Origin of the sequence: Streptococcus sp. Marseille-Q5986, assembly GCF_946902915.1 — a bacterium.
In the GTDB taxonomy this organism is placed as follows: Bacteria; Bacillota; Bacilli; order Lactobacillales; family Streptococcaceae; genus Streptococcus.
In genome coordinates this window covers 69888-94105 of sequence record NZ_CAMPPY010000008.1, presented here as the reverse complement: position 1 = coordinate 94105, position 24218 = coordinate 69888, and the positions used below count along the sequence as shown (strand labels likewise).

At 37.0% G+C, this 24218-nt stretch carries 25 protein-coding genes and 3 pseudogenes; 24 read left to right on the top strand and 4 right to left on the bottom strand.

Annotation, left to right across the window (positions count from 1 at the left end):
- Nucleotides 1–321 precede the first annotated feature (321 nt).
- The 8 genes and pseudogenes from OVN21_RS09615 to erm(B) all read left to right on the top strand — a co-directional run bounded on the left by OVN21_RS09615 (nucleotide 322) and on the right by erm(B) (nucleotide 5042).
- A complete protein-coding gene (locus tag OVN21_RS09615; RefSeq protein ID WP_000420682.1) occupies nucleotides 322–636 on the top strand; it encodes a YdcP family protein in 315 nt (104 codons plus the stop codon).
- A gap of 15 nt (nucleotides 637–651) precedes the next feature.
- Entirely contained in the window at nucleotides 652–1038 is a 387-nt protein-coding gene (locus OVN21_RS09610; protein ID WP_000985015.1) for a YdcP family protein, read from the top strand.
- Between the two features lie 28 nt (nucleotides 1039–1066).
- Entirely contained in the window at nucleotides 1067–2452 is a 1386-nt protein-coding gene (locus OVN21_RS09605; protein ID WP_000813488.1) for an FtsK/SpoIIIE domain-containing protein, read from the top strand.
- A gap of 2 nt (nucleotides 2453–2454) precedes the next feature.
- Nucleotides 2455–2607 carry a hypothetical protein gene (locus OVN21_RS09600; RefSeq protein ID WP_000879507.1) on the top strand — a complete coding sequence of 51 codons (153 nt, stop codon included), beginning with the start codon at nucleotides 2455–2457 and terminating at the stop codon, nucleotides 2605–2607.
- A 22-nt stretch (nucleotides 2608–2629) separates the two neighbouring features.
- Nucleotides 2630–3832: pseudogene (gene mobT / locus OVN21_RS09595) on the top strand (MobT family relaxase); the annotation flags it as partial.
- Nucleotides 3833–3880: 48 nt separating this feature from the next.
- Nucleotides 3881–4048, top strand: coding sequence for an MLS leader peptide (locus tag OVN21_RS09590; protein WP_000502600.1), 168 nt, complete (start codon nucleotides 3881–3883; stop codon nucleotides 4046–4048).
- 48 nt (nucleotides 4049–4096) lie between these two features.
- Nucleotides 4097–4180 (top strand): 23S rRNA methyltransferase attenuator leader peptide ErmL, encoded by an 84-nt coding sequence (locus tag OVN21_RS09585; protein WP_001860874.1) that lies wholly within the window; start codon nucleotides 4097–4099, stop codon nucleotides 4178–4180.
- A 124-nt stretch (nucleotides 4181–4304) separates the two neighbouring features.
- Nucleotides 4305–5042 (top strand): 23S rRNA (adenine(2058)-N(6))-methyltransferase Erm(B), encoded by a 738-nt coding sequence (gene erm(B) / locus OVN21_RS09580; RefSeq protein WP_001038795.1) that lies wholly within the window; start codon nucleotides 4305–4307, stop codon nucleotides 5040–5042.
- A gap of 256 nt (nucleotides 5043–5298) precedes the next feature.
- Here the strand turns inward: erm(B) and OVN21_RS09575 are convergent, their stop codons facing one another.
- The gene (locus OVN21_RS09575) at nucleotides 5299–6546 is read right to left on the bottom strand and encodes an ISL3 family transposase (protein WP_000019067.1); all 1248 of its coding nucleotides are present in this window, start codon (nucleotides 6544–6546) and stop codon (nucleotides 5299–5301) included.
- Nucleotides 6547–6725: 179 nt separating this feature from the next.
- On the opposite strand from OVN21_RS09575, the gene OVN21_RS09570 reads away from it, so the two are divergent.
- The 10 genes and pseudogenes from OVN21_RS09570 (at nucleotide 6726) to OVN21_RS09525 (ending at nucleotide 17162) form a co-directional block, all read left to right on the top strand.
- Entirely contained in the window at nucleotides 6726–6947 is a 222-nt protein-coding gene (locus OVN21_RS09570; RefSeq protein ID WP_001009056.1) for a hypothetical protein, read from the top strand.
- 116 nt (nucleotides 6948–7063) lie between these two features.
- On the top strand, nucleotides 7064–7561 hold the full coding sequence (locus OVN21_RS09565) for an antirestriction protein ArdA (protein ID WP_000342539.1): 498 nt from the start codon (nucleotides 7064–7066) through the stop codon (nucleotides 7559–7561).
- A gap of 88 nt (nucleotides 7562–7649) precedes the next feature.
- On the top strand, nucleotides 7650–8042 hold the full coding sequence (locus OVN21_RS09560) for a conjugal transfer protein (RefSeq protein WP_000723888.1): 393 nt from the start codon (nucleotides 7650–7652) through the stop codon (nucleotides 8040–8042).
- Complete coding sequence (locus OVN21_RS09555) at nucleotides 8026–10473, top strand: ATP-binding protein (protein ID WP_000331160.1); 2448 nt, start codon at nucleotides 8026–8028, stop codon at nucleotides 10471–10473. The genes OVN21_RS09560 and OVN21_RS09555 overlap by 17 nt, the downstream gene beginning before the upstream one ends.
- Before the next feature lie 2 nt (nucleotides 10474–10475).
- Nucleotides 10476–12653, top strand: coding sequence for a CD3337/EF1877 family mobilome membrane protein (locus OVN21_RS09550; protein ID WP_267248236.1), 2178 nt, complete (start codon nucleotides 10476–10478; stop codon nucleotides 12651–12653).
- On the top strand, nucleotides 12650–13651 hold the full coding sequence (locus tag OVN21_RS09545; RefSeq protein WP_000769868.1) for a lysozyme family protein: 1002 nt from the start codon (nucleotides 12650–12652) through the stop codon (nucleotides 13649–13651). The genes OVN21_RS09550 and OVN21_RS09545 overlap by 4 nt, the downstream gene beginning before the upstream one ends.
- A complete protein-coding gene (locus OVN21_RS09540) occupies nucleotides 13648–14580 on the top strand; it encodes a conjugal transfer protein (protein ID WP_001224318.1) in 933 nt (310 codons plus the stop codon). Before OVN21_RS09545 ends, OVN21_RS09540 begins: the two co-directional genes overlap by 4 nt.
- 313 nt (nucleotides 14581–14893) lie before the next feature.
- Nucleotides 14894–14941: pseudogene (locus OVN21_RS11200) on the top strand (hypothetical protein); the annotation flags it as partial.
- Between the two features lie 15 nt (nucleotides 14942–14956).
- Nucleotides 14957–16876, top strand: a complete 1920-nt coding sequence (tet(M), locus tag OVN21_RS09530; RefSeq protein ID WP_267248235.1) for a tetracycline resistance ribosomal protection protein Tet(M) — start codon at nucleotides 14957–14959, stop codon at nucleotides 16874–16876.
- A 118-nt stretch (nucleotides 16877–16994) separates the two neighbouring features.
- Nucleotides 16995–17162, top strand: a complete 168-nt coding sequence (locus tag OVN21_RS09525; RefSeq protein WP_000336323.1) for a cysteine-rich KTR domain-containing protein — start codon at nucleotides 16995–16997, stop codon at nucleotides 17160–17162.
- 59 nt (nucleotides 17163–17221) lie between these two features.
- On the opposite strand, the gene OVN21_RS09520 is transcribed toward OVN21_RS09525, so the two are convergent.
- Entirely contained in the window at nucleotides 17222–17575 is a 354-nt protein-coding gene (locus OVN21_RS09520; protein WP_001227347.1) for a helix-turn-helix transcriptional regulator, read from the bottom strand.
- A 503-nt stretch (nucleotides 17576–18078) separates the two neighbouring features.
- Here OVN21_RS09520 and OVN21_RS09515 point away from each other — a divergent pair.
- On the top strand, nucleotides 18079–18501 hold the full coding sequence (locus tag OVN21_RS09515) for a sigma-70 family RNA polymerase sigma factor (RefSeq protein WP_000804885.1): 423 nt from the start codon (nucleotides 18079–18081) through the stop codon (nucleotides 18499–18501).
- Nucleotides 18498–18728 carry a helix-turn-helix domain-containing protein gene (locus OVN21_RS09510; RefSeq protein ID WP_000857133.1) on the top strand — a complete coding sequence of 77 codons (231 nt, stop codon included), beginning with the start codon at nucleotides 18498–18500 and terminating at the stop codon, nucleotides 18726–18728. Before OVN21_RS09515 ends, OVN21_RS09510 begins: the two co-directional genes overlap by 4 nt.
- 225 nt (nucleotides 18729–18953) lie before the next feature.
- Here the strand turns inward: OVN21_RS09510 and OVN21_RS09505 are convergent, their stop codons facing one another.
- Nucleotides 18954–19205, bottom strand: coding sequence for a hypothetical protein (locus OVN21_RS09505; protein WP_001845478.1), 252 nt, complete (start codon nucleotides 19203–19205; stop codon nucleotides 18954–18956).
- Here OVN21_RS09505 and OVN21_RS09500 point away from each other — a divergent pair.
- The 3 genes from OVN21_RS09500 (at nucleotide 19189) to OVN21_RS09490 (ending at nucleotide 21548) form a co-directional block, all read left to right on the top strand.
- On the top strand, nucleotides 19189–19392 hold the full coding sequence (locus OVN21_RS09500; RefSeq protein WP_000814511.1) for an excisionase: 204 nt from the start codon (nucleotides 19189–19191) through the stop codon (nucleotides 19390–19392). The two genes, OVN21_RS09505 and OVN21_RS09500, sit on opposite strands and share 17 nt — an antisense overlap.
- 81 nt (nucleotides 19393–19473) lie before the next feature.
- The gene (locus OVN21_RS09495; RefSeq protein WP_001291561.1) at nucleotides 19474–20691 is read left to right on the top strand and encodes a tyrosine-type recombinase/integrase; all 1218 of its coding nucleotides are present in this window, start codon (nucleotides 19474–19476) and stop codon (nucleotides 20689–20691) included.
- Between the two features lie 176 nt (nucleotides 20692–20867).
- Nucleotides 20868–21548, top strand: a complete 681-nt coding sequence (locus OVN21_RS09490) for an insulinase family protein (protein WP_050269752.1) — start codon at nucleotides 20868–20870, stop codon at nucleotides 21546–21548.
- Here the strand turns inward: OVN21_RS09490 and OVN21_RS09485 are convergent.
- Nucleotides 21511–22393, bottom strand: a pseudogene (locus tag OVN21_RS09485) (helix-turn-helix domain-containing protein). The gene OVN21_RS09490 and the pseudogene OVN21_RS09485 sit on opposite strands and share 38 nt — an antisense overlap.
- Before the next feature lie 1174 nt (nucleotides 22394–23567).
- Between OVN21_RS09485 and OVN21_RS09480 the strand changes: the two are divergent.
- On the top strand, nucleotides 23568–24209 hold the full coding sequence (locus OVN21_RS09480) for a peptidylprolyl isomerase (protein ID WP_267248233.1): 642 nt from the start codon (nucleotides 23568–23570) through the stop codon (nucleotides 24207–24209).
- The last annotated feature ends 9 nt before the right edge of the window (nucleotides 24210–24218 follow it).

Genomic DNA, 24218 nt, shown 5'->3' with positions numbered 1-24218 from the left:
ATCTAGTTATCCGCATAAAAACTGGACTTATCACACTTTATCAAGGTCAAAACCACTCAATTTACTACTAATTTACTACTTATGAATGAGCTTTGATACGACGATTTATCCTTGAAAAGTGAAGATATAAAGATACTTCCAATAAAATTTGAATATTTAATAGGTAGACACTTCAAAAAATGAGGTGTCTATTTTTTTACCCGATTTTGAAAGGAAGTGAACTTATGAAAACAAAAAATCAAGAATCAAAAGGTCGTTCCCCACTCTTTAAGACCATCAAACATTCATTCAGCCAATAAAAAAGAAAGGATAGGTAAAAATATGGAACTTAAATTTGTGATTCCCAACATGGAAAAAACATTCGGCAATTTAGAATTTGCTGGCGAGGATAAAGTCGTTCAGCGAAGAATCAACGGACGGCTAACTGTCTTATCAAGAAGCTATAATCTCTATTCTGATGTTCAAAGAGCAGATGATATTGTGGTGGTGCTTCCTGCTGAAGCTGGCGAAAAACATTTCGGCTTTGAGGAACGTGTGAAGTTAGTCAATCCACGTATTACCGCAGAGGGCTACAAAATCGGCACTCGTGGTTTTACAAATTACCTTTTACATGCTGACGACATGATAAAAGAATAAAGAAAGAGAGGAAAAATGATGAGATTAGCAAATGGCATTGTATTAGATAAAGACACGACTTTTGGAGAATTGAAATTCTCTGCTCTACGTCGTGAAGTGAGAATCCAAAATGAAGACGGGTCGGTTTCAGATGAAATCAAGGAACGTACCTATGACTTAAAATCCAAAGGACAAGGACGCATGATTCAAGTAAGTATTCCTGCCAGCGTGCCTTTGAAAGAGTTTGATTATAACGCACGGGTGGAACTTATCAATCCCATTGCGGACACCGTTGCTACTGCCACCTATCAAGGAGCAGATGTTGACTGGTATATCAAGGCAGACGATATTGTGCTGACAAAGGATTCTAGTTCATTCAAAGCTCAACCACAAGCAAAGAAAGAACCGACACAAGACAAATAGTCGCTAGGTAGAAAGGAGACTTTTTCGCATGAAACAGCGTGGTAAAAGGATTCGCCCATCTGGTAAAGATTTAGTCTTTCATTTTACGATAGCGTCACTCCTGCCTGTTTTCCTGCTGGTTGTCGGACTGTTTCATGTGAAGACAATCCAGCAGATCAACTGGCAGGATTTTAACCTATCACAAGCAGATAAGATTGACATTCCCTATTTAATTATCAGTTTCAGTGTCGCAATTCTTATCTGCTTGCTGGTAGCGTTTGTATTCAAACGGGTTCGCTATGATACGGTTAAACAACTTTACCACCGTCAAAAACTGGCAAAGATGATACTTGAAAACAAGTGGTATGAATCTGAACAGGTCAAAACAGAGGGTTTCTTTAAAGATAGTGCTGGTCGTACAAAGGAAAAGATAACCTACTTCCCTAAAATGTATTATCGACTTAAAAATGGCTTGATACAGATACGGGTGGAAATCACGCTGGGAAAATATCAAGACCAACTCTTACACTTGGAAAAGAAATTAGAGAGTGGCTTGTACTGTGAGCTGACGGATAAAGAGTTAAAGGATTCCTATGTGGAATATACTTTGCTCTATGACACCATAGCCAGTCGTATTTCTATTGATGAAGTAGAAGCTAAAGATGGTAAACTTCGCTTAATGAAAAACGTATGGTGGGAATATGATAAGCTCCCTCATATGTTGATTGCTGGTGGTACAGGTGGCGGTAAAACTTACTTTATACTGACACTGATTGAAGCCTTGCTTCATACAGATTCAAAACTGTATATTCTTGACCCGAAAAATGCTGACCTTGCGGACTTAGGTTCTGTGATGGCAAATGTCTACTATAGAAAAGAAGACTTGCTTTCTTGCATTGAAACATTCTATGAAGAAATGATGAAACGTAGTGAGGAAATGAAGCAGATGAAGAACTATAAGACTGGCAAAAATTATGCTTACTTAGGTCTCCCGGCACACTTCTTAATCTTTGATGAATACGTCGCTTTCATGGAAATGCTGGGAACAAAAGAAAACACCGCAGTTATGAATAAGCTGAAACAGATTGTCATGTTAGGTCGTCAAGCTGGCTTCTTTCTAATACTGGCTTGTCAACGTCCAGACGCAAAATATTTAGGCGACGGAATCCGTGATCAGTTTAATTTCAGAGTGGCTTTAGGTCGTATGTCTGAAATGGGCTATGGCATGATGTTTGGCAGTGACGTACAAAAGGATTTCTTCTTAAAGCGAATCAAAGGTCGTGGCTATGTTGATGTAGGAACAAGTGTCATATCAGAGTTTTATACTCCCCTTGTACCAAAAGGATATGATTTCTTGGAGGAAATTAAAAAGTTATCCAACAGCAGACAGTCCACGCAGGCGACGTGCGAAGCGGAAGTCGCAGGTGTGGACTGATCTTGCTGGCTGGTGTGGCAATAGCCACGCCAGCACTTAACCCCCCGTATCTAACAGGGGGGTACAAATCGACAGGAAACAGTCAAAAAAACATTAGAAAATCCTTTGGTTACAAGGGATTTACAAAATTTCAGCGTATGTCAAATGGGCTTTAAAAGTTGACATACGCCTTTTTGATTGGAGGGATTTTTACTGAATGAACAAACTTGGTTACAGCATTTAAAAGAAAAACGCTTGGCTTATGGACTATCTCAAAACCGTTTAGCTGTTGCGACTGGTATTACAAGGCAGTATCTAAGCGATATTGAAACAGGAAAAGTCAAGCCATCAGAGGATTTACAGCAGTCCCTTTGGGAAGCTCTGGAACGCTTCAATCCCGACGCTCCCCTTGAAATGCTGTTTGATTATGTAAGAATTCGCTTTCCGACAACAGACGTACAGCAGGTGGTCGAAAACATCTTACAACTGAAACTGTCCTATTTTCTTCATGAGGACTATGGTTTCTATTCTTATTCAGAGCATTATGCTTTAGGCGACATATTCGTCCTTTGCTCCCATGAACTGGACAAAGGAGTTCTGGTGGAATTGAAAGGTCGTGGGTGCAGACAATTTGAAAGCTATCTTCTGGCACAACAAAGAAGCTGGTATGAGTTCTTTATGGACGTTTTGGTGGCTGGCGGTGTGATGAAACGCCTTGACCTTGCCATTAACGATAAGACAGGGATTTTAAATATCCCTGTACTCACTGAAAAGTGCCAACAGGAAGAATGTATCTCCGTCTTCCGCAGTTTTAAAAGCTATCGCAGTGGCGAACTGGTACGCAAAGAGGAAAAGGAATGTATGGGAAACACCCTCTATATCGGTTCATTACAAAGTGAAGTTTATTTCTGTATCTATGAAAAGGACTACGAGCAGTACAAGAAAAATGATATTCCCATTGAAGACGCAGAAGTAAAAAACCGTTTTGAGATTCGATTGAAAAATGAGCGTGCCTATTATGCAGTCCGTGATTTACTCGTCTATGACAATCCAGAGCATACCGCCTTTAAAATTATCAATCGGTATATCCGTTTTGTAGATAAAGACGATTCCAAACCTCGTTCTGATTGGAAACTGAATGAAGAATGGGCTTGGTTTATTGGGAACAATCGTGAACGATTAAAACTAACCACAAAACCAGAGCCTTACTCCTTCCAAAGGACGCTGAACTGGCTATCTCATCAAGTTGCCCCGACCTTAAAGGTTGCGATTAAACTTGATGAAATCAACCAGACGCAGGTTGTAAAAGACATTCTCGACCATGCGAAACTGACAGACCGACACAAGCAGATTTTGAAGCAACAGTCAGTAAAAGAACAGGACGTGATAACAACAAAAAAAGGATATCTGTCAACCATACCAGTTGACAGATATCCAAAAAAAGATATAATGGGAGATAAGACGGTTCGTGTTCGTGCTGACTTGCACCATATCATAAAAATCGAAACAGCAAAGAATGGCGGAAACGTAAAAGAAGTTATGGAAATAAGACTTAGAAGCAAACTTAAGAGTGTGTTGATAGTGCATTATCTTAAAATTTTGTATAATAGGAATTGAAGTTAAATTAGATGCTAAAAATTTGTAATTAAGAAGGAGGGATTCGTCATGTTGGTATTCCAAATGCATAATGTAGATAAAACATCTACTGTTTTGAAACAGACTAAAAACAGTGATTACGCAGATAAATAAATACGTTAGATTAATTCCTACCAGTGACTAATCTTATGACTTTTTAAACAGATAACTAAAATTACAAACAAATCGTTTAACTTCTGTATTTGTTTATAGATGTAATCACTTCAGGAGAGATTACATGAACAAAAATATAAAATATTCTCAAAACTTTTTAACGAGTGAAAAAGTACTCAACCAAATAATAAAACAATTGAATTTAAAAGAAACCGATACCGTTTACGAAATTGGAACAGGTAAAGGGCATTTAACGACGAAACTGGCTAAAATAAGTAAACAGGTAACGTCTATTGAATTAGACAGTCATCTATTCAACTTATCGTCAGAAAAATTAAAACTGAATACTCGTGTCACTTTAATTCACCAAGATATTCTACAGTTTCAATTCCCTAACAAACAGAGGTATAAAATTGTTGGGAATATTCCTTACCATTTAAGCACACAAATTATTAAAAAAGTGGTTTTTGAAAGCCGTGCGTCTGACATCTATCTGATTGTTGAAGAAGGATTCTACAAGCGTACCTTGGATATTCACCGAACACTAGGGTTGCTCTTGCACACTCAAGTCTCGATTCAGCAATTGCTTAAGCTGCCAGCGGAATGCTTTCATCCTAAACCAAAAGTAAACAGTGTCTTAATAAAACTTACCCGCCATACCACAGATGTTCCAGATAAATATTGGAAGCTATATACGTACTTTGTTTCAAAATGGGTCAATCGAGAATATCGTCAACTGTTTACTAAAAATCAGTTTCATCAAGCAATGAAACACGCCAAAGTAAACAATTTAAGTACCATTACTTATGAGCAAGTATTGTCTATTTTTAATAGTTATCTATTATTTAACGGGAGGAAATAATTCTATGAGTCGCTTTTTTAAATTTGGAAAGTTACACGTTACTAAAGGGAATGGAGATAAATTATTAGATATACTACTGACAGCTTCCAAGAAGCTAAAGAGGTCCCTAGCGCCTACGGGGAATTTGTATCGATAAGGGGTACAAATTCCCACTAAGCGCTCGGGACCCCTTGTAGGAAAATGTCCTAAGTGGGATATCTGTCAACTGGTATGGTTGACTAAAAATACTTCCTACGAAAATGTAGGGGGTATTTTTTTACGAAAAAATACAATCGATTCTTAAAAAGAAAAATTTTTGATTGGCAAAACCATAACAAGTTCGTTTTAGGGTTTTGATTTTGCGATTGATGCCTTCTAAAGGACCATTAGAGTATTCAAATTTAGCGCTATTTAAGACATATTTTCTGTTTTGACGAAGGGTTTGAATAGCAGTATCCATTTCTGTATTGGTTTTTTGGTAGTCTAAGATGGTTGACTCTAGTAATTCACTATTGCGCTCGTTTAGGGCTTTCGTGATATCTTGGTAAGTTTGGTATACTTCAGCGAACTTGGAAAATTTACTAGTAATGAGATCAACAGCATTTTGGCGAGTCATATATTGTTTAACGCCGCGAAGAAAAACTACTTCTTCAGGGTGAAGATCTTCAGCTTTTTTATGGAATAGCTTCCAATGTGACTTCATAATTTTATATTCTTGGCTCTGTTTATCAAGTTGCTTTAGGATAGAGATACGACAATTGTCCAAAGCGCGACCAGCTAATTGTACAAGGTGGAAGCGATCAATAATGATATTGGCATTAGGGAAAAGGCGATAGATAAAACTTTGATATTGAGCATTTAAATCAATTACAACTGATTGAACGCATTCGCGTTCGGCTTTTGAATAACGACTTTCAAAATAATCAACAATGGTAGGTGATAGACGATCCTGTAACTTTGTGACAATTTGGTGGGTTTCAGCGTCACAACAGATAAAGGACATCACAGACTTAATTGAACGAAACTCGTCAAAACATAGATGCTTAGGCAACTTAGCCACACGATAGTGTGGTTCCATGCGCTCTAAGATTGTTCGACGAACACTGCTAGGAGAGCAGTGACACATTTCAGCAATAAGCTGACCAGATAAGCCTTTACGAGCTAAAAGCATGATTTGATTTTTGAGATCACTGGATAAGGTTTGATTTTCTTTGGTTAAATTAGTAATAGCACCAAAAGTAGTATGGCATGATTTACATTTATAGCGTTGTTTACGAAGCTCTAGTTCATATCTTCTCCCATTTAAACTTGCCAGTCGTACATGAGTTTTGCGAAAGCCATCCTTATTAACTGTGGGAAAGCCACAGTTACGACAACGATTAATCGGATAAGAAAGAGTAGCTGTTATTAGCGTTATATACTCTTTAACAGAATCGTTGTTGTGTTCAGCTTCTTCAACAGAAATAATTTTAATATTTTTATCTTTAATTCCAAGAATATTTAGGATAGAATCATTATGGGACATTTGTTTAACCTTCTTTCATGATTTTTGTGGTGAATTGATTGTATAACGAGGGGACAGCAAATGTCCTCTTTTTTGTATAAAAAAATCTGGCATGGAATCTCTATCCATACCAGAAAGTGTATACCCCAAAAAAATAACTCAAATACAAATTCATTGAATATAGAGAGGAGAACATTTTTATGAATTTTGGACAAAACCTTTATAACTGGTTTCTATCAAACGCTCAATCACTGGTGCTTTTAGCAATCGTTGTGATTGGCTTGTATCTTGGCTTCAAGCGTGAGTTTAGCAAACTGATTGGCTTTTTAATTATTGCGATTATTGCGGTTGGCTTAGTCTTCAACGCTGCTGGAGTAAAAGACATTTTACTAGAGCTATTCAATCGCATTATTGGTGCTTAAATAAAACCGTTCTTTTGTGGAATATAAGTGGTTTTCTTATGTTCCGCAAAGGAATGGTACACCAAACGAAGTGCGGTAGGGATTTTTGAATCTCTACAAAGAAAGGACGTGAATATATGGACGATATGCAAGTCTATATTGCGAATTTAGGCAAATACAATGAGGGCGAATTGGTCGGTGCGTGGTTTACCTTTCCCATTGACTTTGAGGAAGTCAAAGAGAAAATCGGCTTGAATGATGAATATGAGGAATACGCCATTCATGACTACGAGTTACCCTTTACGGTTGACGAATACACTTCCATTGGCGAACTCAATCGACTATGGGAAATGGTATCGGAATTACCCGAAGAATTACAATCGGAGCTATCTGCTCTGCTCACTCATTTTTCAAGCATTGAAGAACTAAGCGAACATCAAGAGGATATTATCATTCATTCCGATTGTGATGATATGTATGACGTGGCACGCTACTACATTGAAGAAACGGGTGCTTTAGGCGAAGTACCAGCTAGTCTTCAAAACTATATTGATTATCAAGCCTATGGTCGGGATTTAGACCTTTCAGGAACGTTTATCTCAACCAATCATGGGATTTTTGAAATCGTCTATTAAATCTGTCGGTACATTACTACTGGCAGATTTTCTATTTTACGGGGTGGCTCAATCAGCTACCCCTATTTTTTATGAAAGGATTGATTACATGAAGAAAATACGAAGCTATACCAGTATCTGGTCTGTGGAAAAGGTACTGTATTCTATCAATGATTTTAGACTTCCGTTTCCCATAACCTTTACGCAAATGACATGGTTTGTCGTGTCACTCTTTGCAGTGATGATACTTGGCAACTTGCCCCCTCTTTCCATGATAGAGGGAGCATTTCTCAAATACTTTGGGATTCCTGTGGCTTTCACATGGTTTATGTCTACAAAAACTTTTGATGGTAAAAAGCCTTATGGATTTTTGAAGTCTGTCATTGCTTATGCACTGCGACCAAAGCTGACCTATGCAGGAAAAAAAGTAACGCTTGGCAGAAACCAGCCACAAGAAGCCATTACAGCAGTTAGGAGTGAATTTTATGGCATATCCAATTAAATACATTGAAAACAATCTCGTCTGGAATAAAGACGGGGAATGTTATGCTTACTATGAGCTTGTTCCTTACAATTACTCATTTCTAAGTCCAGAACAGAAAATACAAGTGCATGATTCTTTCAGACAGCTTATCGCACAAAATCGTGATGGCAAAATTCATGCTTTACAAATCAGTACAGAATCCAGCATACGTTCTGCACAAGAGCGTTCCAAAAATGAAGTCACTGGCAAGCTCAAAGCGGTTGCCTATGACAAAATCGACCAACAGACAGACGCTTTAATATCCATGATTGGCGAAAATCAAGTGAACTACCGTTTCTTTATCGGCTTTAAGTTGCTTCTCAACGATCAGGAGTTTTCTATGAAAAGTCTTACCGTTGAAGCAAAAAATGCTTTGTCTGATTTTGTCTATGATGTGAACCATAAGCTGATGGGCGATTTTGTTAGTATGAGTAATGATGAAATCCTGCGTTTTCAGAAGATGGAAAAGCTCTTAGAAAATAAAATCTCTCGTCGTTTCAAAATCCGCAGGTTAGATAAGGACGACTTCGGCTATCTGATTGAACACCTTTACGGACAGACAGGCACTGCCTATGAAGAGTATGAGTACCATCTATCAAAGAAAAAGCTGGATAATGAAACGCTGATTAAATACTATGACTTGATTAAGCCTACTCGCTGTTTGGTGGAAGAAAAACAGCGATATTTGAAAATCCAGCAGGAAGATGAAACCGTCTATGTAGCTTACTTTACCATTAACAGCATTGTCGGAGAACTGGACTTCCCGTCCTCTGAAATCTTCTACTACCAGCAACAGCAATTTACATTCCCGATTGATACGTCAATGAATGTGGAAATTGTAGCGAATCGTAAAGCCCTATCTACTGTCCGCAATAAAAAGAAAGAACTGAAAGACTTGGATAACCACGCTTGGCAAAGTGATAATGAAACCAGCTCCAATGTGGCGGAAGCTCTGGAAAGTGTGAATGAGCTGGAAACCAATTTAGACCAAAGCAAGGAATCTATGTACAAGCTGTCTTATGTGGTAAGGGTATCAGCAAATGATCTTGACGAACTCAAACGTCGTTGTAATGAAGTGAAAGATTTTTATGACGATTTAAGCGTAAAACTGGTACGACCATTTGGGGATATGCTCGGCTTACATGAAGAATTTTTACCTGCCAGCAAGCGTTATATGAATGATTATATTCAATACGTGACCTCTGATTTCCTCGCTGGTTTAGGTTTTGGTGCTACTCAAATGCTGGGGGAAAATGAGGGGATTTATGTTGGCTACAGCTTAGATACTGGACGCAATGTATATCTGAAACCTGCTCTTGCCAGTCAAGGGGTTAAGGGTTCAGTAACCAATGCGTTAGCGTCGGCTTTTGTTGGTTCGCTGGGTGGTGGTAAATCCTTTGCGAATAACCTTATCGTCTATTATGCGGTGCTTTATGGGGCACAAGCAGTGATTGTAGACCCAAAAGCAGAACGTGGCAGATGGAAAGAAACCTTGCCAGAGATTTCCCATGAAATCAATATCGTCACTCTGACTTCTGATGAGAAAAACAAAGGCTTACTTGACCCTTATGTGATTATGAAAAATCCCAAAGATTCTGAATCACTGGCTATTGATATTCTGACATTCCTTACGGGGATTTCCTCTCGTGATGGGGAACGCTTCCCAATCCTTAGAAAAGCCATTCGTGCAGTAACCAATAGTGAAGTACGAGGGTTGATGAAAGTGATTGAGGAATTACGGGTTGAGAATACGCCACTAAGTACCAGTATAGCCGACCATATCGAAAGTTTTACAGACTATGACTTTGCACATTTATTATTCAGTAATGGTTATGTGGAGCAGTCTATCAGCTTAGAAAAACAACTGAACATTATACAGGTTGCGGACTTGGTACTTCCCGACAAGGAAACTTCCTTTGAGGAATATACCACTATGGAGCTTTTATCCGTTGCTATGCTGATTGTCATTAGTACCTTTGCTTTAGACTTTATCCATACAGACCGAAGCATTTTCAAGATTGTAGATTTAGACGAAGCATGGAGCTTTTTACAGGTAGCACAAGGAAAAACACTATCTATGAAGCTGGTTCGGGCTGGTCGTGCTATGAACGCTGGGGTATATTTCGTGACCCAAAATACAGACGACCTCTTAGATGAAAAACTGAAAAATAACCTCGGCTTAAAATTTGCATTTCGTTCCACTGACCTTAACGAGATTAAAAAGACCTTAGCCTTTTTTGGTGTAGACCCAGAGGACGAAAACAATCAGAAGCGATTGCGTGATTTGGAAAACGGGCAATGCCTTATCAGTGATTTATATGGTCGTGTCGGTGTGATACAGTTCCACCCTGTATTTGAAGAACTGCTCCATGCCTTTGATACCAGACCACCTGTGCGAAAAGAGGTGTAAATGTGAAACCATCAATAGTAAACAGAATAAAATCAAACTGGACGCTGAAACGTCTAGGTAAAGTGGCAATGACAGTGGCTTTCACACTTGTGATTGCCATTTTTCTTTTAGCCATGCTGGGAACGGTGGTTCAAGCTGCGGGCTTGGTAGATGATACGGTCAATGTGGCAAATGAATACAGCCGATACCCACTTGAAAACTATCAACTGGATTTTTATGTGGATAATAGCTGGGGCTGGCTTCCGTGGAACTGGTCGGACGGGATTGGAAAACAGGTCATGTATGGACTATATGCCATTACCAATTTTATTTGGACAATCAGTTTGTATGTTTCCAATGCGACAGGTTACTTAGTACAGGAAGCCTATTCCTTAGACTTCATTTCCGCTACAGCAGATTCCATTGGTAAGAATATGCAGACCCTTGCAGGGGTTACGCCTAGTGGACTATCAACAGAGGGTTTCTATGTTGGATTCCTTTTACTCTTGATTTTGGTTCTTGGGGTTTATGTTGCCTATACAGGACTGATAAAGAGAGAAACCACAAAGGCAATTCATGCCCTCATGAATTTTGTGCTGGTTTTTATCCTATCGGCTTCCTTTATTGCCTACGCTCCCGATTATATTAAGAAAATCAATGACTTTTCATCAGACATCAGCAACGCTAGTTTGTCACTGGGTACAAAAATTGTCATGCCCCATTCAGATAGTCAAGGCAAGGACAGTGTGGACTTGATACGTGACAGCCTATTTTCCATACAGGTTCAGCAACCGTGGCTACTGCTTCAATACAACAGTTCAGACATTGAAAGTATCGGTATTGACCGTGTGGAAAGCCTGCTCTCCACCAGCCCAGATTCCAACAATGGCGAAGACAGAGAAAAAATTGTTGCGGAAGAAATTGAAGACAGAAGCAATACCAATCTAACCATTACAAAGACCATTAACCGTTTAGGTACAGTCTTCTTCCTATTTGTCTTCAATATTGGGATTTCCATATTTGTATTCCTATTAACAGGAATCATGATTTTCTCGCAGGTACTTTTTATCATCTATGCTATGTTTCTGCCTGTGAGCTTTATTTTAAGCATGATTCCATCATTTGATGGTATGTCAAAACGAGCCATAACAAAGCTCTTTAATACCATTTTGACACGAGCTGGAATCACATTGATTATTACGACAGCATTTAGTATTTCAACCATGCTCTATACCTTATCGGCTGGTTATCCGTTCTTTTTGATTGCTTTTCTACAGATTGTGACCTTTGCAGGAATCTACTTCAAGCTGGGCGATTTAATGAGTATGTTTTCTCTACAGAGTAACGATTCTCAAAGTGTGGGAAGTCGTGTGATGAGAAAACCTCGTATGCTTATGCACGCTCACATGCACCGTCTACAGCGGAAACTTGGACGTTCCATGACTACTCTAGGGGCTGGGTCTGCCATTGTTACAGGTAAAAAAGGACAGTCGGGTTCGGGGAGTTCTGCAAGGACACAAGCAGATCACTCCCGACCAGACGGAAAGGAAAAATCAACACTTGGAAAACGTATCGGTCAAACCATCGGTACAGTAGCTGATACCAAAGACAGAATGGTAGACACTGCTAGTGGTTTGAAAGAACAGGTTAAAGATTTGCCGACCAATGCAAGATATGCAGTATATCAAGGAAAATCCAAAGTAAAAGAGAATGTCCGTGATTTAACCAGTAGTATTTCTCAAACCAAAGCGGACAGAGCCAGTGGACGCAAGGAACAGCAGGAACAAAGGCGAAAAACCATTGCGAAGCGTCGCTCTGAAATGGAACAGGTCAAACAGAAAAAACAGCCTGCTTCTTCTGTTCATGAAAGACCGACTACAAGACAAGAACAATATCATGATGAACAGACCTCAAAACAGTCTAATATTCAGACTTCATATAAGGAATCTCAACAAGCCAAACAAGAGCGTCCAGCAGTTAAGTCCGATTTTTCAAGTCCAAAAGTGGAACGCCAAGGCAATACCGTTCAAGAAAAAACCGTTCAAAAGCCAGCAACTTCAACCACTACAGCAGATAGAACTTCACAACGTCCAATCACAAAAGAACGTCCGTCTACTGTTCAAAGAGTACCACTACAAAATACAAGAAGTAGACCACCAATCAAAACCGCCACCATTAAGAAAGTCGGTAAGAAACCATGAAGTTGAAAACTTTAGTGATTGGTGGTTCTGGATTATTCTTGATGGTCTTCTCACTGCTTCTGTTTGTTGCCATTTTATTTTCAGATGAACAGGACAGCGGAATTTCCAATATTCATTATGGAGGTGTGAATGTTTCCGCAGAAGTGCTGGCTCATAAGCCTATGGTAGAAAAATATGCCAAAGAATATGGCGTTGAAGAATATGTCAACATACTTCTTGCGATTATACAGGTGGAATCGGGCGGTACTGCGGAAGATGTTATGCAGTCCTCGGAATCCCTCGGTCTTCCACCTAATTCATTGAGTACAGAAGAATCCATTAAGCAAGGTGTGAAGTATTTCAGTGAATTATTAGCCAGTAGCGAAAGGCTCAGTGTAGATTTAGAATCGGTTATCCAGTCCTACAATTATGGTGGTGGTTTCTTAGGGTATGTGGCTAATCGTGGAAATAAATATACCTTTGAACTGGCTCAAAGTTTCTCAAAAGAGTATTCAGGTGGCGAAAAAGTGTCTTACCCCAATCCCATAGCCATACCTATCAATGGGGGCTGGCGATACAACTATGGCAATATGTTTTATGTGCAACTGGTAACGCAGTATCTTGTCACAACAGAGTTTGATGATGATACGGTACAAGCCATCATGGACGAAGCACTGAAATATGAGGGCTGGCGATACGTTTACGGTGGAGCTTCCCCGACTACTTCTTTTGATTGTAGCGGACTGACACAATGGACGTATGGAAAAGCTGGAATTAACTTACCACGAACCGCACAACAGCAATATGATGTGACCCAGCATATCCCACTATCGGAAGCACAAGCTGGCGATTTGGTTTTCTTTCATTCTACCTATAACGCTGGCTCTTATATTACTCATGTTGGGATATACCTTGGCAATAACCGTATGTTTCATGCAGGCGACCCAATCGGTTATGCCGACTTAACAAGCCCCTACTGGCAACAGCATTTAGTGGGAGCAGGACGAATCAAACAATGAGAAAGGAAGATTTAATGATGAAATTTAGAAAAAATCAGAATAAAGAAAAACAGATACCAAAGGAAAAGAAACCTCGTGTCTATAAGGTCAATCCTCATAAAAAGGTTGTGATTGCCTTGTGGGTACTTTTAGGGCTTAGTTTCAGCTTTGCGATATTCAAGCACTTTACAGCTATAGATACTCATACTATTCACGAAACAACTATCATAGAAAAGGAATACGTTGATACTCATCATGTAGAAAATTTTGTAGAGAACTTTGCGAAAGTCTACTATTCATGGGAGCAATCCGATAAGTCCATTGATAATCGAATGGAAAGTCTAAAAGGCTATCTGACAGATGAACTTCAAGCTCTCAATGTTGATACAGTACGCAAAGATATTCCTGTATCGTCTTCTGTAAGAGGATTTCAGATATGGACGGTAGAGCCAACTGGCGACAATGAGTTTAATGTAACCTACAGTGTAGACCAGCTCATTACAGAGGGAGAAAATACAAAGACCGTCCACTCTGCTTATATAGTGAGTGTCTATGTAGATGGTTCTGGAAATATGGTACTGGTTAAGAATCCGACCATTACCAACATACCTAAGAAATCAAGTTATAAACCAAAAGCCATTGAAAGTGAGGGGACGGTTGATTCCATTACAACCAATGAAATCAATGAGTTTTTAACGACGTTCTTCAAGCTCTATCCTACAGCGACAGCCAGTGAACTTTCCTACTATGTGAATGACGGGATATTAAAACCAATCGGAAAAGAGTACATCTTTCAAGAACTGGTAAATCCTATTCACAATCGTAAGGATAATCAAGTCACGGTATCGCTGACAGTGGAGTATATCGACCAGCAGACCAAAGCAACGCAGGTATCTCAATTTGATTTGGTACTTGAAAAGAACGGGAGTAATTGGAAGATTATAGAATAACAAATATTGGTACATTATTACAGCTATTTTGTAATCACGTACTCTCTTTGATAAAAAATTGGAGATTCCTTGACAAATATGCTCTTACGTGCTATTATTTAAGTATCTATTTAAAAGGAGTTAATAAATATGCGGCAAGGTATTCTTAAATAAACTGTCAATTTGATAGTGGGAACAAATAATTGGATGTCCTTTTTTAGGAGGGCTTAGTTTTTTGTACCCAGTTTAATAATACCTTTATCATGTGATTCTAAAGTATCCAGAGAATATCTGTATGCTTTGTATACCTATGGTTATGCATAAAAATCCCAGTGATAAAAGTATTTATCACTGGGATTTTTATGCCCTTTTGGGTTTTTGAATGGAGGAAAATCACATGAAAATTATTAATATTGGAGTTTTAGCTCATGTTGATGCAGGAAAAACTACCTTAACAGAAAGCTTATTATATAACAGTGGAGCGATTACAGAATTAGGAAGCGTGGACAAAGGTACAACGAGGACGGATAATACGCTTTTAGAACGTCAGAGAGGAATTACAATTCAGACAGGAATAACCTCTTTTCAGTGGGAAAATACGAAGGTGAACATCATAGACACGCCAGGACATATGGATTTCTTAGCAGAAGTATATCGTTCATTATCAGTTTTAGATGGGGCAATTCTACTGATTTCTGCAAAAGATGGCGTACAAGCACAAACTCGTATATTATTTCATGCACTTAGGAAAATGGGGATTCCCACAATCTTTTTTATCAATAAGATTGACCAAAATGGAATTGATTTATCAACGGTTTATCAGGATATTAAAGAGAAACTTTCTGCCGAAATTGTAATCAAACAGAAGGTAGAACTGTATCCTAATATGTGTGTGACGAACTTTACCGAATCTGAACAATGGGATACGGTAATAGAGGGAAACGATGACCTTTTAGAGAAATATATGTCCGGTAAATCATTAGAAGCATTGGAACTCGAACAAGAGGAAAGCATAAGATTTCAGAATTGTTCTCTGTTCCCTCTTTATCATGGAAGTGCAAAAAGTAATATAGGGATTGATAACCTTATAGAAGTTATTACTAATAAATTTTATTCATCAACACATCGAGGTCCGTCTGAACTTTGCGGAAATGTTTTCAAAATTGAGTATTCGGAAAAAAGACAGCGTCTTGCATATATACGTCTTTATAGTGGCGTACTGCATTTGCGAGATTCGGTTAGAATATCGGAAAAGGAAAAAATAAAAATTACAGAAATGTATACTTCAATAAATGGTGAATTATGTAAAATCGATAAGGCTTATTCCGGGGAAATTGTTATTTTGCAGAATGAGTTTTTGAAGTTAAATAGTGTTCTTGGAGATACAAAGCTATTGCCACAGAGAGAGAGAATTGAAAATCCCCTCCCTCTGCTGCAAACGACTGTTGAACCGAGCAAACCTCAACAAAGGGAAATGTTACTTGATGCACTTTTAGAAATCTCCGACAGTGACCCGCTTCTGCGATATTATGTGGATTCTGCGACACATGAAATCATACTTTCTTTCTTAGGGAAAGTACAAATGGAAGTGACTTGTGCTCTGCTGCAAGAAAAGTATCATGTGGAGATAGAAATAAAAGAGCCTACAGTCATTTATATGGAAAGACCGTTAAAAAAAGCAGAGTATACCATTCACATCGAAGTTCCACCGAATCCTTTCTGGGCTTCCATTGGTCTATCTGTAGCACCGCTTCCATTAGGGAGCGGAGTACAGTATGAGAGCTCGGTTTCTCTTGGATACTTAAATCAATCGTTTCAAAATGCAGTTATGGAGGGGATACGCTATGGCTGTGAACAAGGATTGTATGGTTGGAATGTGACGGACTGTAAAATCTGTTTTAAGTATGGCTTATACTATAGCCCTGTTAGTACCCCAGCAGATTTTCGGATGCTTGCTCCTATTGTATTGGAACAAGTCTTAAAAAAAGCTGGAACAGAATTGTTAGAGCCATATCTTAGTTTTAAAATTTATGCGCCAAAGGAATATCTTTCACGAGCATACAACGATGCTCCTAAATATTGTGCGAACATCGTAGACACTCAATTGAAAAATAATGAGGTCATTCTTAGTGGAGAAATCCCTGCTCGGTGTATTCAAGAATATCGTAGTGATTTAACTTTCTTTACAAATGGACGTAGTGTTTGTTTAACAGAGTTAAAAGGGTACCATGTTACTACCGGTGAACCTGTTTGCCAGCCCCGTCGTCCAAATAGTCGGATAGATAAAGTACGATATATGTTCAATAAAATAACTTAGTGTATTTTATGTTGTTATATAAATATGGTTTCTTGTTAAATAAGATGAAATATTTTTTAATAAAGATTTGAATTAAAGTGTAAAGGAGGAGATAGTTATTATAAACTACAAGTGGATATTGTGTCCTGTATGTGGAAATAAAACACGATTAAAGATAAGGGAAGATACTGAATTAAAAAAATTCCCCCTCTATTGTCCGAAATGCAGACAAGAAAATTTAATTGAAATAAAGCAGTTCAAAGTAACTGTGATTACAGAGCCAGACGCAAAGACGCAGAGCCGATAAAATGAGATTAATACAATCTCATTTTATCGGCTCTTTCCGTTATGTATGGATTCTTTTAATTAGTCTTCGATGTTTCTTGCTTCGTTGATACCGCTGGCTAAAGATTCCATTAAGGATAGTTCTTTGTCTGTAAAGCTATCCATGTATTTCTCTATCTGTAATCGTCGGGTGCTTTTTACCAAGTTATTAGCAGGTAAGAAAAATTCATCAACGGAAACATGAAGTAACGATACAAGGTCATAAAGAACTTGTATGCTGGGGTGTTGCCCTTTATTTTCAATATTAGTTAAGTACCGTGGGTCAATTTCAATCAATGCTCCCACTTGTTCACGAGTTAAACCTCGTTTCAATCGAGCTTCTTTAATGGCTAAACCAAAGGCTCTAAAATCATATTTATCTTCTTTTTTACGCATAGTAGACCACCTCTATACATTTTATTGTTCCTACTGAATTAAAAACAGGTATAGAAAAACGTGTTATATGGTTTATAGGTTTATATTTAATAAAAAGCACTACTAAACGCCAATAAAAAAACCGTTATATGGTAGTGCTATTTACGCTGTTAAAATATTGTATATTACTTCCAAATGGCGGTTTGTTGGAGGTCAACGTCGCCATGAAGTACATCATATACAATAAATTTCCTTACATTGGGTTCTTGTCAAAAAAAGTCGTCTATCTGCAATAGATAAGTACGTCCACCAATGTGGTTTTATAAATCATATAGATAGAATAACAGAAGCATGTAAACAGAGAAATAAATCTGTTTATATGCTTTTTTGGCTATTCAGAACTTTTTTACAAAGTTTATTTATCAGTAATGCAACAAATCCCCCTTTCACATTGGGACTAAGAGTGAAAGGAGATAAACGAGCAAGGCTCACTTCCTTTCCTAGACAGAAAGGGGGTGAGAAACATGAAACCATCTTCTTTTCAGACCACAATAGAAAATCAGTTTGACTATATCTGTAAACGTGCTATGGAAGACGAGCGAAAGAATTATATGCTTTATCTTTCAAGGATTGCAAAGCGTGAGGTGTCCTTTTCGGATGTTGGCGATTATCTTGTTAGCCAGTTTGCGACAACAGATAACTATTCAACTGACTTTCAGATTTTTACACTCAATGGGTTATCAGTAGGCGTTGAAAATGATTTGTTGAGTGAAGCATTACGTGAGTTGCCAGACAAGAAACGTGAAATTCTACTGCTGTTTTACTTTATGGACATGAGCGATTCAGAAATTGCAGACCTGTTGAAATTGAACCGTTCTACTGTCTATCGGCATAGAACCAGTGGACTAGCCTTAATTAAAAAGTTTATGGAGGAATTTGAAGAATGAAAACACAATATCCTATGATTCCCTTTCCTCTCATTGTAAAGGCAACAGATGGCGATACCGAAGCGATTAACCAGATTCTACATCATTACAGAGGGTACATAACGAAGCGTTCCCTACGACTTATGAAAGATGAATATGGCAATCAAAGTATGGTCGTTGATGAAGTCTTACGTGGAAGAATGGAAACCAGACTGATTACAAAGATTTTGTCATTTGAAATTAAGTAATATCCTCTCTCCTTTCGTGGAAGCGTGCTAAACCATTCCACGCTTCCCGAACAGGGAGGTTTGTTATTCCACCAAAGCATATTGAGCTTTCAATGTGTTTTGATAGGCTAACGAGCCATTGTTCTTTGAAAACTGAATAAAAGTAATCGAATACGTTTCGATAAGAAAAGAGCCAACGGAACTAACCGCCATGACCTATCTTATAAAGATAGCGAGCGATTCATGTTAGTGATCCGAGAAGCAATCTTTAGCAGGATTGCCTGCAACGACATTCTTATCGTGATAATGATACTCCCATACAGTCAATAGTCCGAGCGTGATAAAACCGTCGCAGGCAATGAGTATGGCTACATGAGAACCATGCAGGGGTGGAACTCCCGTGAGCTTTGCTAAAGCTGTTCGATTGCTGGTAAAACAACTTTTATGAAATCCAAATAAGTGATTTGGAAAGGAGGATTTTATGAAGCAGACTGACATTCCTATTTGGGAACGTTATACCCTAACCATTGAAGAAGCGTCAAAATATTTTCGTATTGGCGAAAACAAGCTACGACGCTTGGCAGAGGAAAATAAAAATGCAAATTGGCTGATTATGAATGGCAATCGTATTCAGATTAAACGAAAACAATTTGAAAAAATTATAGATACATTGGACGCAATCTAGCGTCGCCAAAGGGTCTTGTATATGATAAAATAGTATTAAGTCGTATCAAGGCTCTTTCCATAAAGGAAAGGAGCAAATGCCATGTCAGAAAAAAGACGTGACAATAAAGGTCGAATCTTAAAGACTGGAGAGAGCCAACGAAAAGACGGAAGATACTTATACAAATATATAGATTCATTTGGAGAACCGCAATTTGTTTACTCGTGGAAACTTGTGGCTACAGACCGAGTACCAGCAGGAAAGCGTGATTGTATCTCACTTAGAGAGAAAATCGCAGAGTTACAGAAAGACATTCATGATGGTATTGATGTTGTAGGAAAGAAAATGACACTCTGCCAGCTTTACGCAAAACAGAACGCTCAAAGACCAAAGGTTAGAAAAAACACTGAAACTGGACGCAAATATCTTATGGATATTTTGAAGAAAGACAAGTTAGGTGTAAGAAGTATTGACAGTATTAAGCCATCAGACGCTAAAGAATGGGCTATTAGAATGAGTGAAAATGGTTATGCTTATCAAACCATCAATAACTACAAACGTTCTTTAAAGGCTTCATTCTATATTGCTATACAAGATGATTGTGTTCGGAAGAATCCATTTGACTTTCAACTGAAAGCAGTTCTTGATGATGATACTGTCCCTAAGACCGTACTAACAGAAGAACAGGAAGAAAAACTGTTAGCCTTTGCAAAAGCTGATAAAACCTACAGCAAAAATTATGATGAAATTCTGATACTCTTAAAAACAGGTCTTCGTATTTCAGAGTTTGGTGGTTTGACACTTCCAGATTTAGATTTTGAGAATCGTCTTGTCAATATAGACCATCAGCTATTGAGAGATACTGAAATTGGGTACTACATTGAAACACCAAAGACCAAAAGTGGCGAACGTCAAGTTCCTATGGTTGAAGAAGCCTATCAAGCATTTAAGCGAGTGTTAGCGAATCGAAAGAATGATAAGCGTGTTGAGATTGATGGATATAGTGATTTCCTCTTTCTTAATAGAAAGAACTATCCAAAAGTGGCAAGTGATTACAACGGCATGATGAAAGGTCTTGTTAAGAAATACAATAAGTATAACGAGGATAAATTGCCACACATCACTCCACATAGTTTGCGACATACATTCTGTACCAACTATGCAAATGCAGGAATGAATCCAAAGGCATTACAGTACATTATGGGACATGCTAATATAGCCATGACGCTGAACTATTACGCACATGCAACATTCGATTCTGCAATGGCAGAAATGAAACGCTTGAATAAAGAGAAGCAACAGGAGCGTCTTGTTGCTTAGTAGTACAAATGAATTTACTACTTATTTACCACTTCTGACAGCTAAGACATGAGGAAATATGCAAAGAAACGTGAAGTATCTTCCTACAGTAAAAATACTCGAAAGCACATAGAATAAGGCTTTACGAGCATTTAAGAAAATATAAAAAGATAATTAGAAATTTATACTTTGTTTATATGAAAAATATTCAAGCAGGAGAATTCCAGATTGCTATTGCTGGTCCAAGTTTTCTACAAAGTGAAATCATAAGTATTGAAAATATGTTACCTTTAAGTGGATCATCTGTAGAAATTAACTCTCCGGCTTTTTCAACTGGTTTAACGGAATTAGATAAACAACAAGAACTTTCTGAAATTTCTATGTATCTAGATATATCTGGTATGGTAGCATCATCTCATGAAATGGCAATGTTAAGTATCTTAAACTCGATGTTAACTGGTATTAAAGATTCATTATTAGGCCATAAGTTAAGGACACAAAAGCAATGGATATATAGTATTGTATCATACCCAATATTTTATAGTAATATGACTTTACTAAAAATAGTAACTATAACACCTACAATCTATAAGAAAAAATTGATTAAAACACTGGAGAACAATCTTGTTAATGAATCCGATTTATCTGATGAACTATTATTTTATAAGGCTAAAAAAAGAGTAATCAATGAATTGTACATAAATTGTGAAGTTAATAAAAATGAATATTTAAAAACAATTTGTAGAGAAAAATTATTTGATATTCCAAGTTGGGATAGTATTGCTGAAGAGCTGGAATTGATTTCTTTAGATGAATTAAAAAGTTTTTCAAAAAAAGCAATTATTCAAAATAGGAATTACCACATTGTAATAAAATGATAATATTTTTTTTGTAGTAATCTTTATAATTTTTGTATAATGTTTTATTGAATAATTCAAAAATTTTTAAAGCATCTTCTATTTTTAAAATTGATTTTTGATTATGATGAAATTTAAGTTCAAAAATCCTTCTAAATACAAAAAATAGTTTGTTCAAAAAAATCTGTGGAATTAGATAATATATTCTTAGTAGCTTGTTCTAAAAATAAAGCTTCCTCATATAAGCTGTTTTCAATCATAATAAGAAGTGAATTAAGAAGTAATTGAACGAGAGCTTGTTTATTTCTAGGTATAGAACTATACAACTTTCCTTTTTTAAGCGCCTCTTTGGCATATCTAAATAATAAATTTGGTAATATTGCTCGACAACAATTTCCAAGAATAAGAATTTCGTAATATCCCCAGTTCTCAACAGAAAATAAATAATTAGTAAGATAAGAGGTGTCTTGATTACTCAATTGATGAGTATTATCAATTCCATAGATAATACTTTCAATGAAAATAGCGTTTAACTTATGATAATGAGATTTGGTTTCTCTAAACAGTTCCATCTCTTTGCTTACCATATTAAGTAATGATTTGATTTCTTGATTGTATGCAGCCTGTTGAACTAAGCGTATCAAGGTATTGAAGTCTGAAGGCTGATAATTATTACATGAAAGCAAAAACTCCTCTAGTGTTACACCTATTTTTTCAAGTAGATATAATAATTTAAAAAATGAGATTTCTGTCTCTCCTAATTCAAATCTAGATATTTGAGACTTTGAAATTTCTGCACCTGCTAATGAAGAAATAGAAATACCTTTTCCTTCTCGTATTTTTCTATAAGTTTCACCTATAATCATATTTATCTCCATTTACCATAAAAAATCATTAGAAAGCGTGACAGATTATGAAAAAATACTATCAAATTTTTTTATTACTATTTGATATTATCATTATTATTGGATTATATCAATAACATTAATGAGTCTGGGTAAAAACTCAATTTCAGGAGTAAATGAAATGAATATTCCCATAATAAAACGCATTATATCAAGTTTTTTGGACAGCCTTTGTTCGAAAATTATTTTAACTCATAGTTGATGATTCCATAAATTGAAAAGTTTTATACTTAGCATTAAAATGCTCAATTTTAATACGTATTACAAGTATCTCTATTAAACTTCTTATCCTCTTCAGTCAATAGATGCTTTTTAGAATTTTTAACAGGAATGAAGGTTATATTATGAATATTCATAATGCATAAATAATCCAAATACAGAAAATCAAGTGATTGCTCTGGCAAACTTGACCTATCCTTTCTTAAAAAGAGTAAAATCATGTGTATGACCTTCTTAAAAAACTAATTAGCAGGCATGAAGTGGTGTTAAATCGAGTATGATTTGTGTCTTCATGGTGTGTCTCTTTTTTCCTGAATAATTTTACTTTGGTTTCTTTTAGGACGTTGAAATAGGACTTTCTATGACATCAATAGCTATAGTGACACTTGCTGCTTTTAAGTTGTCTAAGGCAAATAGACCTGAAGAACGAAGAGTATCTTCTACCAATATTATCGTTCGGTGACTGTCGCTAATCCAAGACCAAAATCAAAAGCTAGGAGACGTAGAGTTGGTCAATAGAATAAATAACGCAAGTTTAGCATCAACTGTTTTTATAGACTTAGCGTTTTTGGACGTCCTCCTTTATAGTGTTTGGTTTTATAAGCTTTATTTAGACAGGATATCTTCGTTGGGAAGGTGTCCTTTTTTACACTAATAAATAATTTAAAGTTCTCAGAAGTTAGTTGCATGATCTTTTGTAAATAGTTTTCTTAACTATAGTATAGCATAGTACAGTATGCATTTTATTTTTTTCCAATAAGTCTATTATACTTCAAAGACAGCTAGTTTTATTTTTTTCTCTGAACTGTACGATTTTGCGCCTGAAATGTAGGAATTACCTTTCGTTGTGGTGTGATAAAACTTACAAGTTCTTTTTGTTATTCTTGACCTAGTTTTTATAGAAAGAAGGTCTAAGATGTTAAATAAAGTCAAAACTAAAGCCTTAATTAGTGTTGGAGCAGTGGCTGCAACTAGCTTTATTCTCATGATGGGATATACTGCTGGTCAACATTCTACTGCTAAACAAAGTCGTAAAGAGATTGAATTGGCTGCAGCTAAACTTGTAGAGGGCAAACAAGCAGAAGATAAAGCAAGTATTTTGTCATCAGATACTGTAAAAGAATTTTTGACACAGTACTATACGAAAGAAAAGCTCGGAGAAAATAATACACGTATTCAACCTTATATGACTGAATCAGCTTATTCTCAAGAATTGTCAAGTCAAAATGATGCCATGAACCAAGTGTATAAGGATTATATTTTGGATTATCATTTTGAAAAAGCTGATATCTTTGTCAATCAGACTACGAATCAAGCCATTGCTATGGTGTCTTATAATGTAACCTATGTATCCGATTTAAAGAATGCCAACCAATCAAAGACCAATCAGACAGAAACCAGAACGGTTAAGTTGTCTTATTCGAAACTACCAGGTAAGTTATTGGTCAATCAAGTGCAGGTTTGGAAATCTGGGTTAGATGATTTGGATAAGGCCACTCCCAAAACTTTGGAAGAATCCTCATCTGTTCCATCACTGCCAAATACTACAACAAAATGATGATATTGC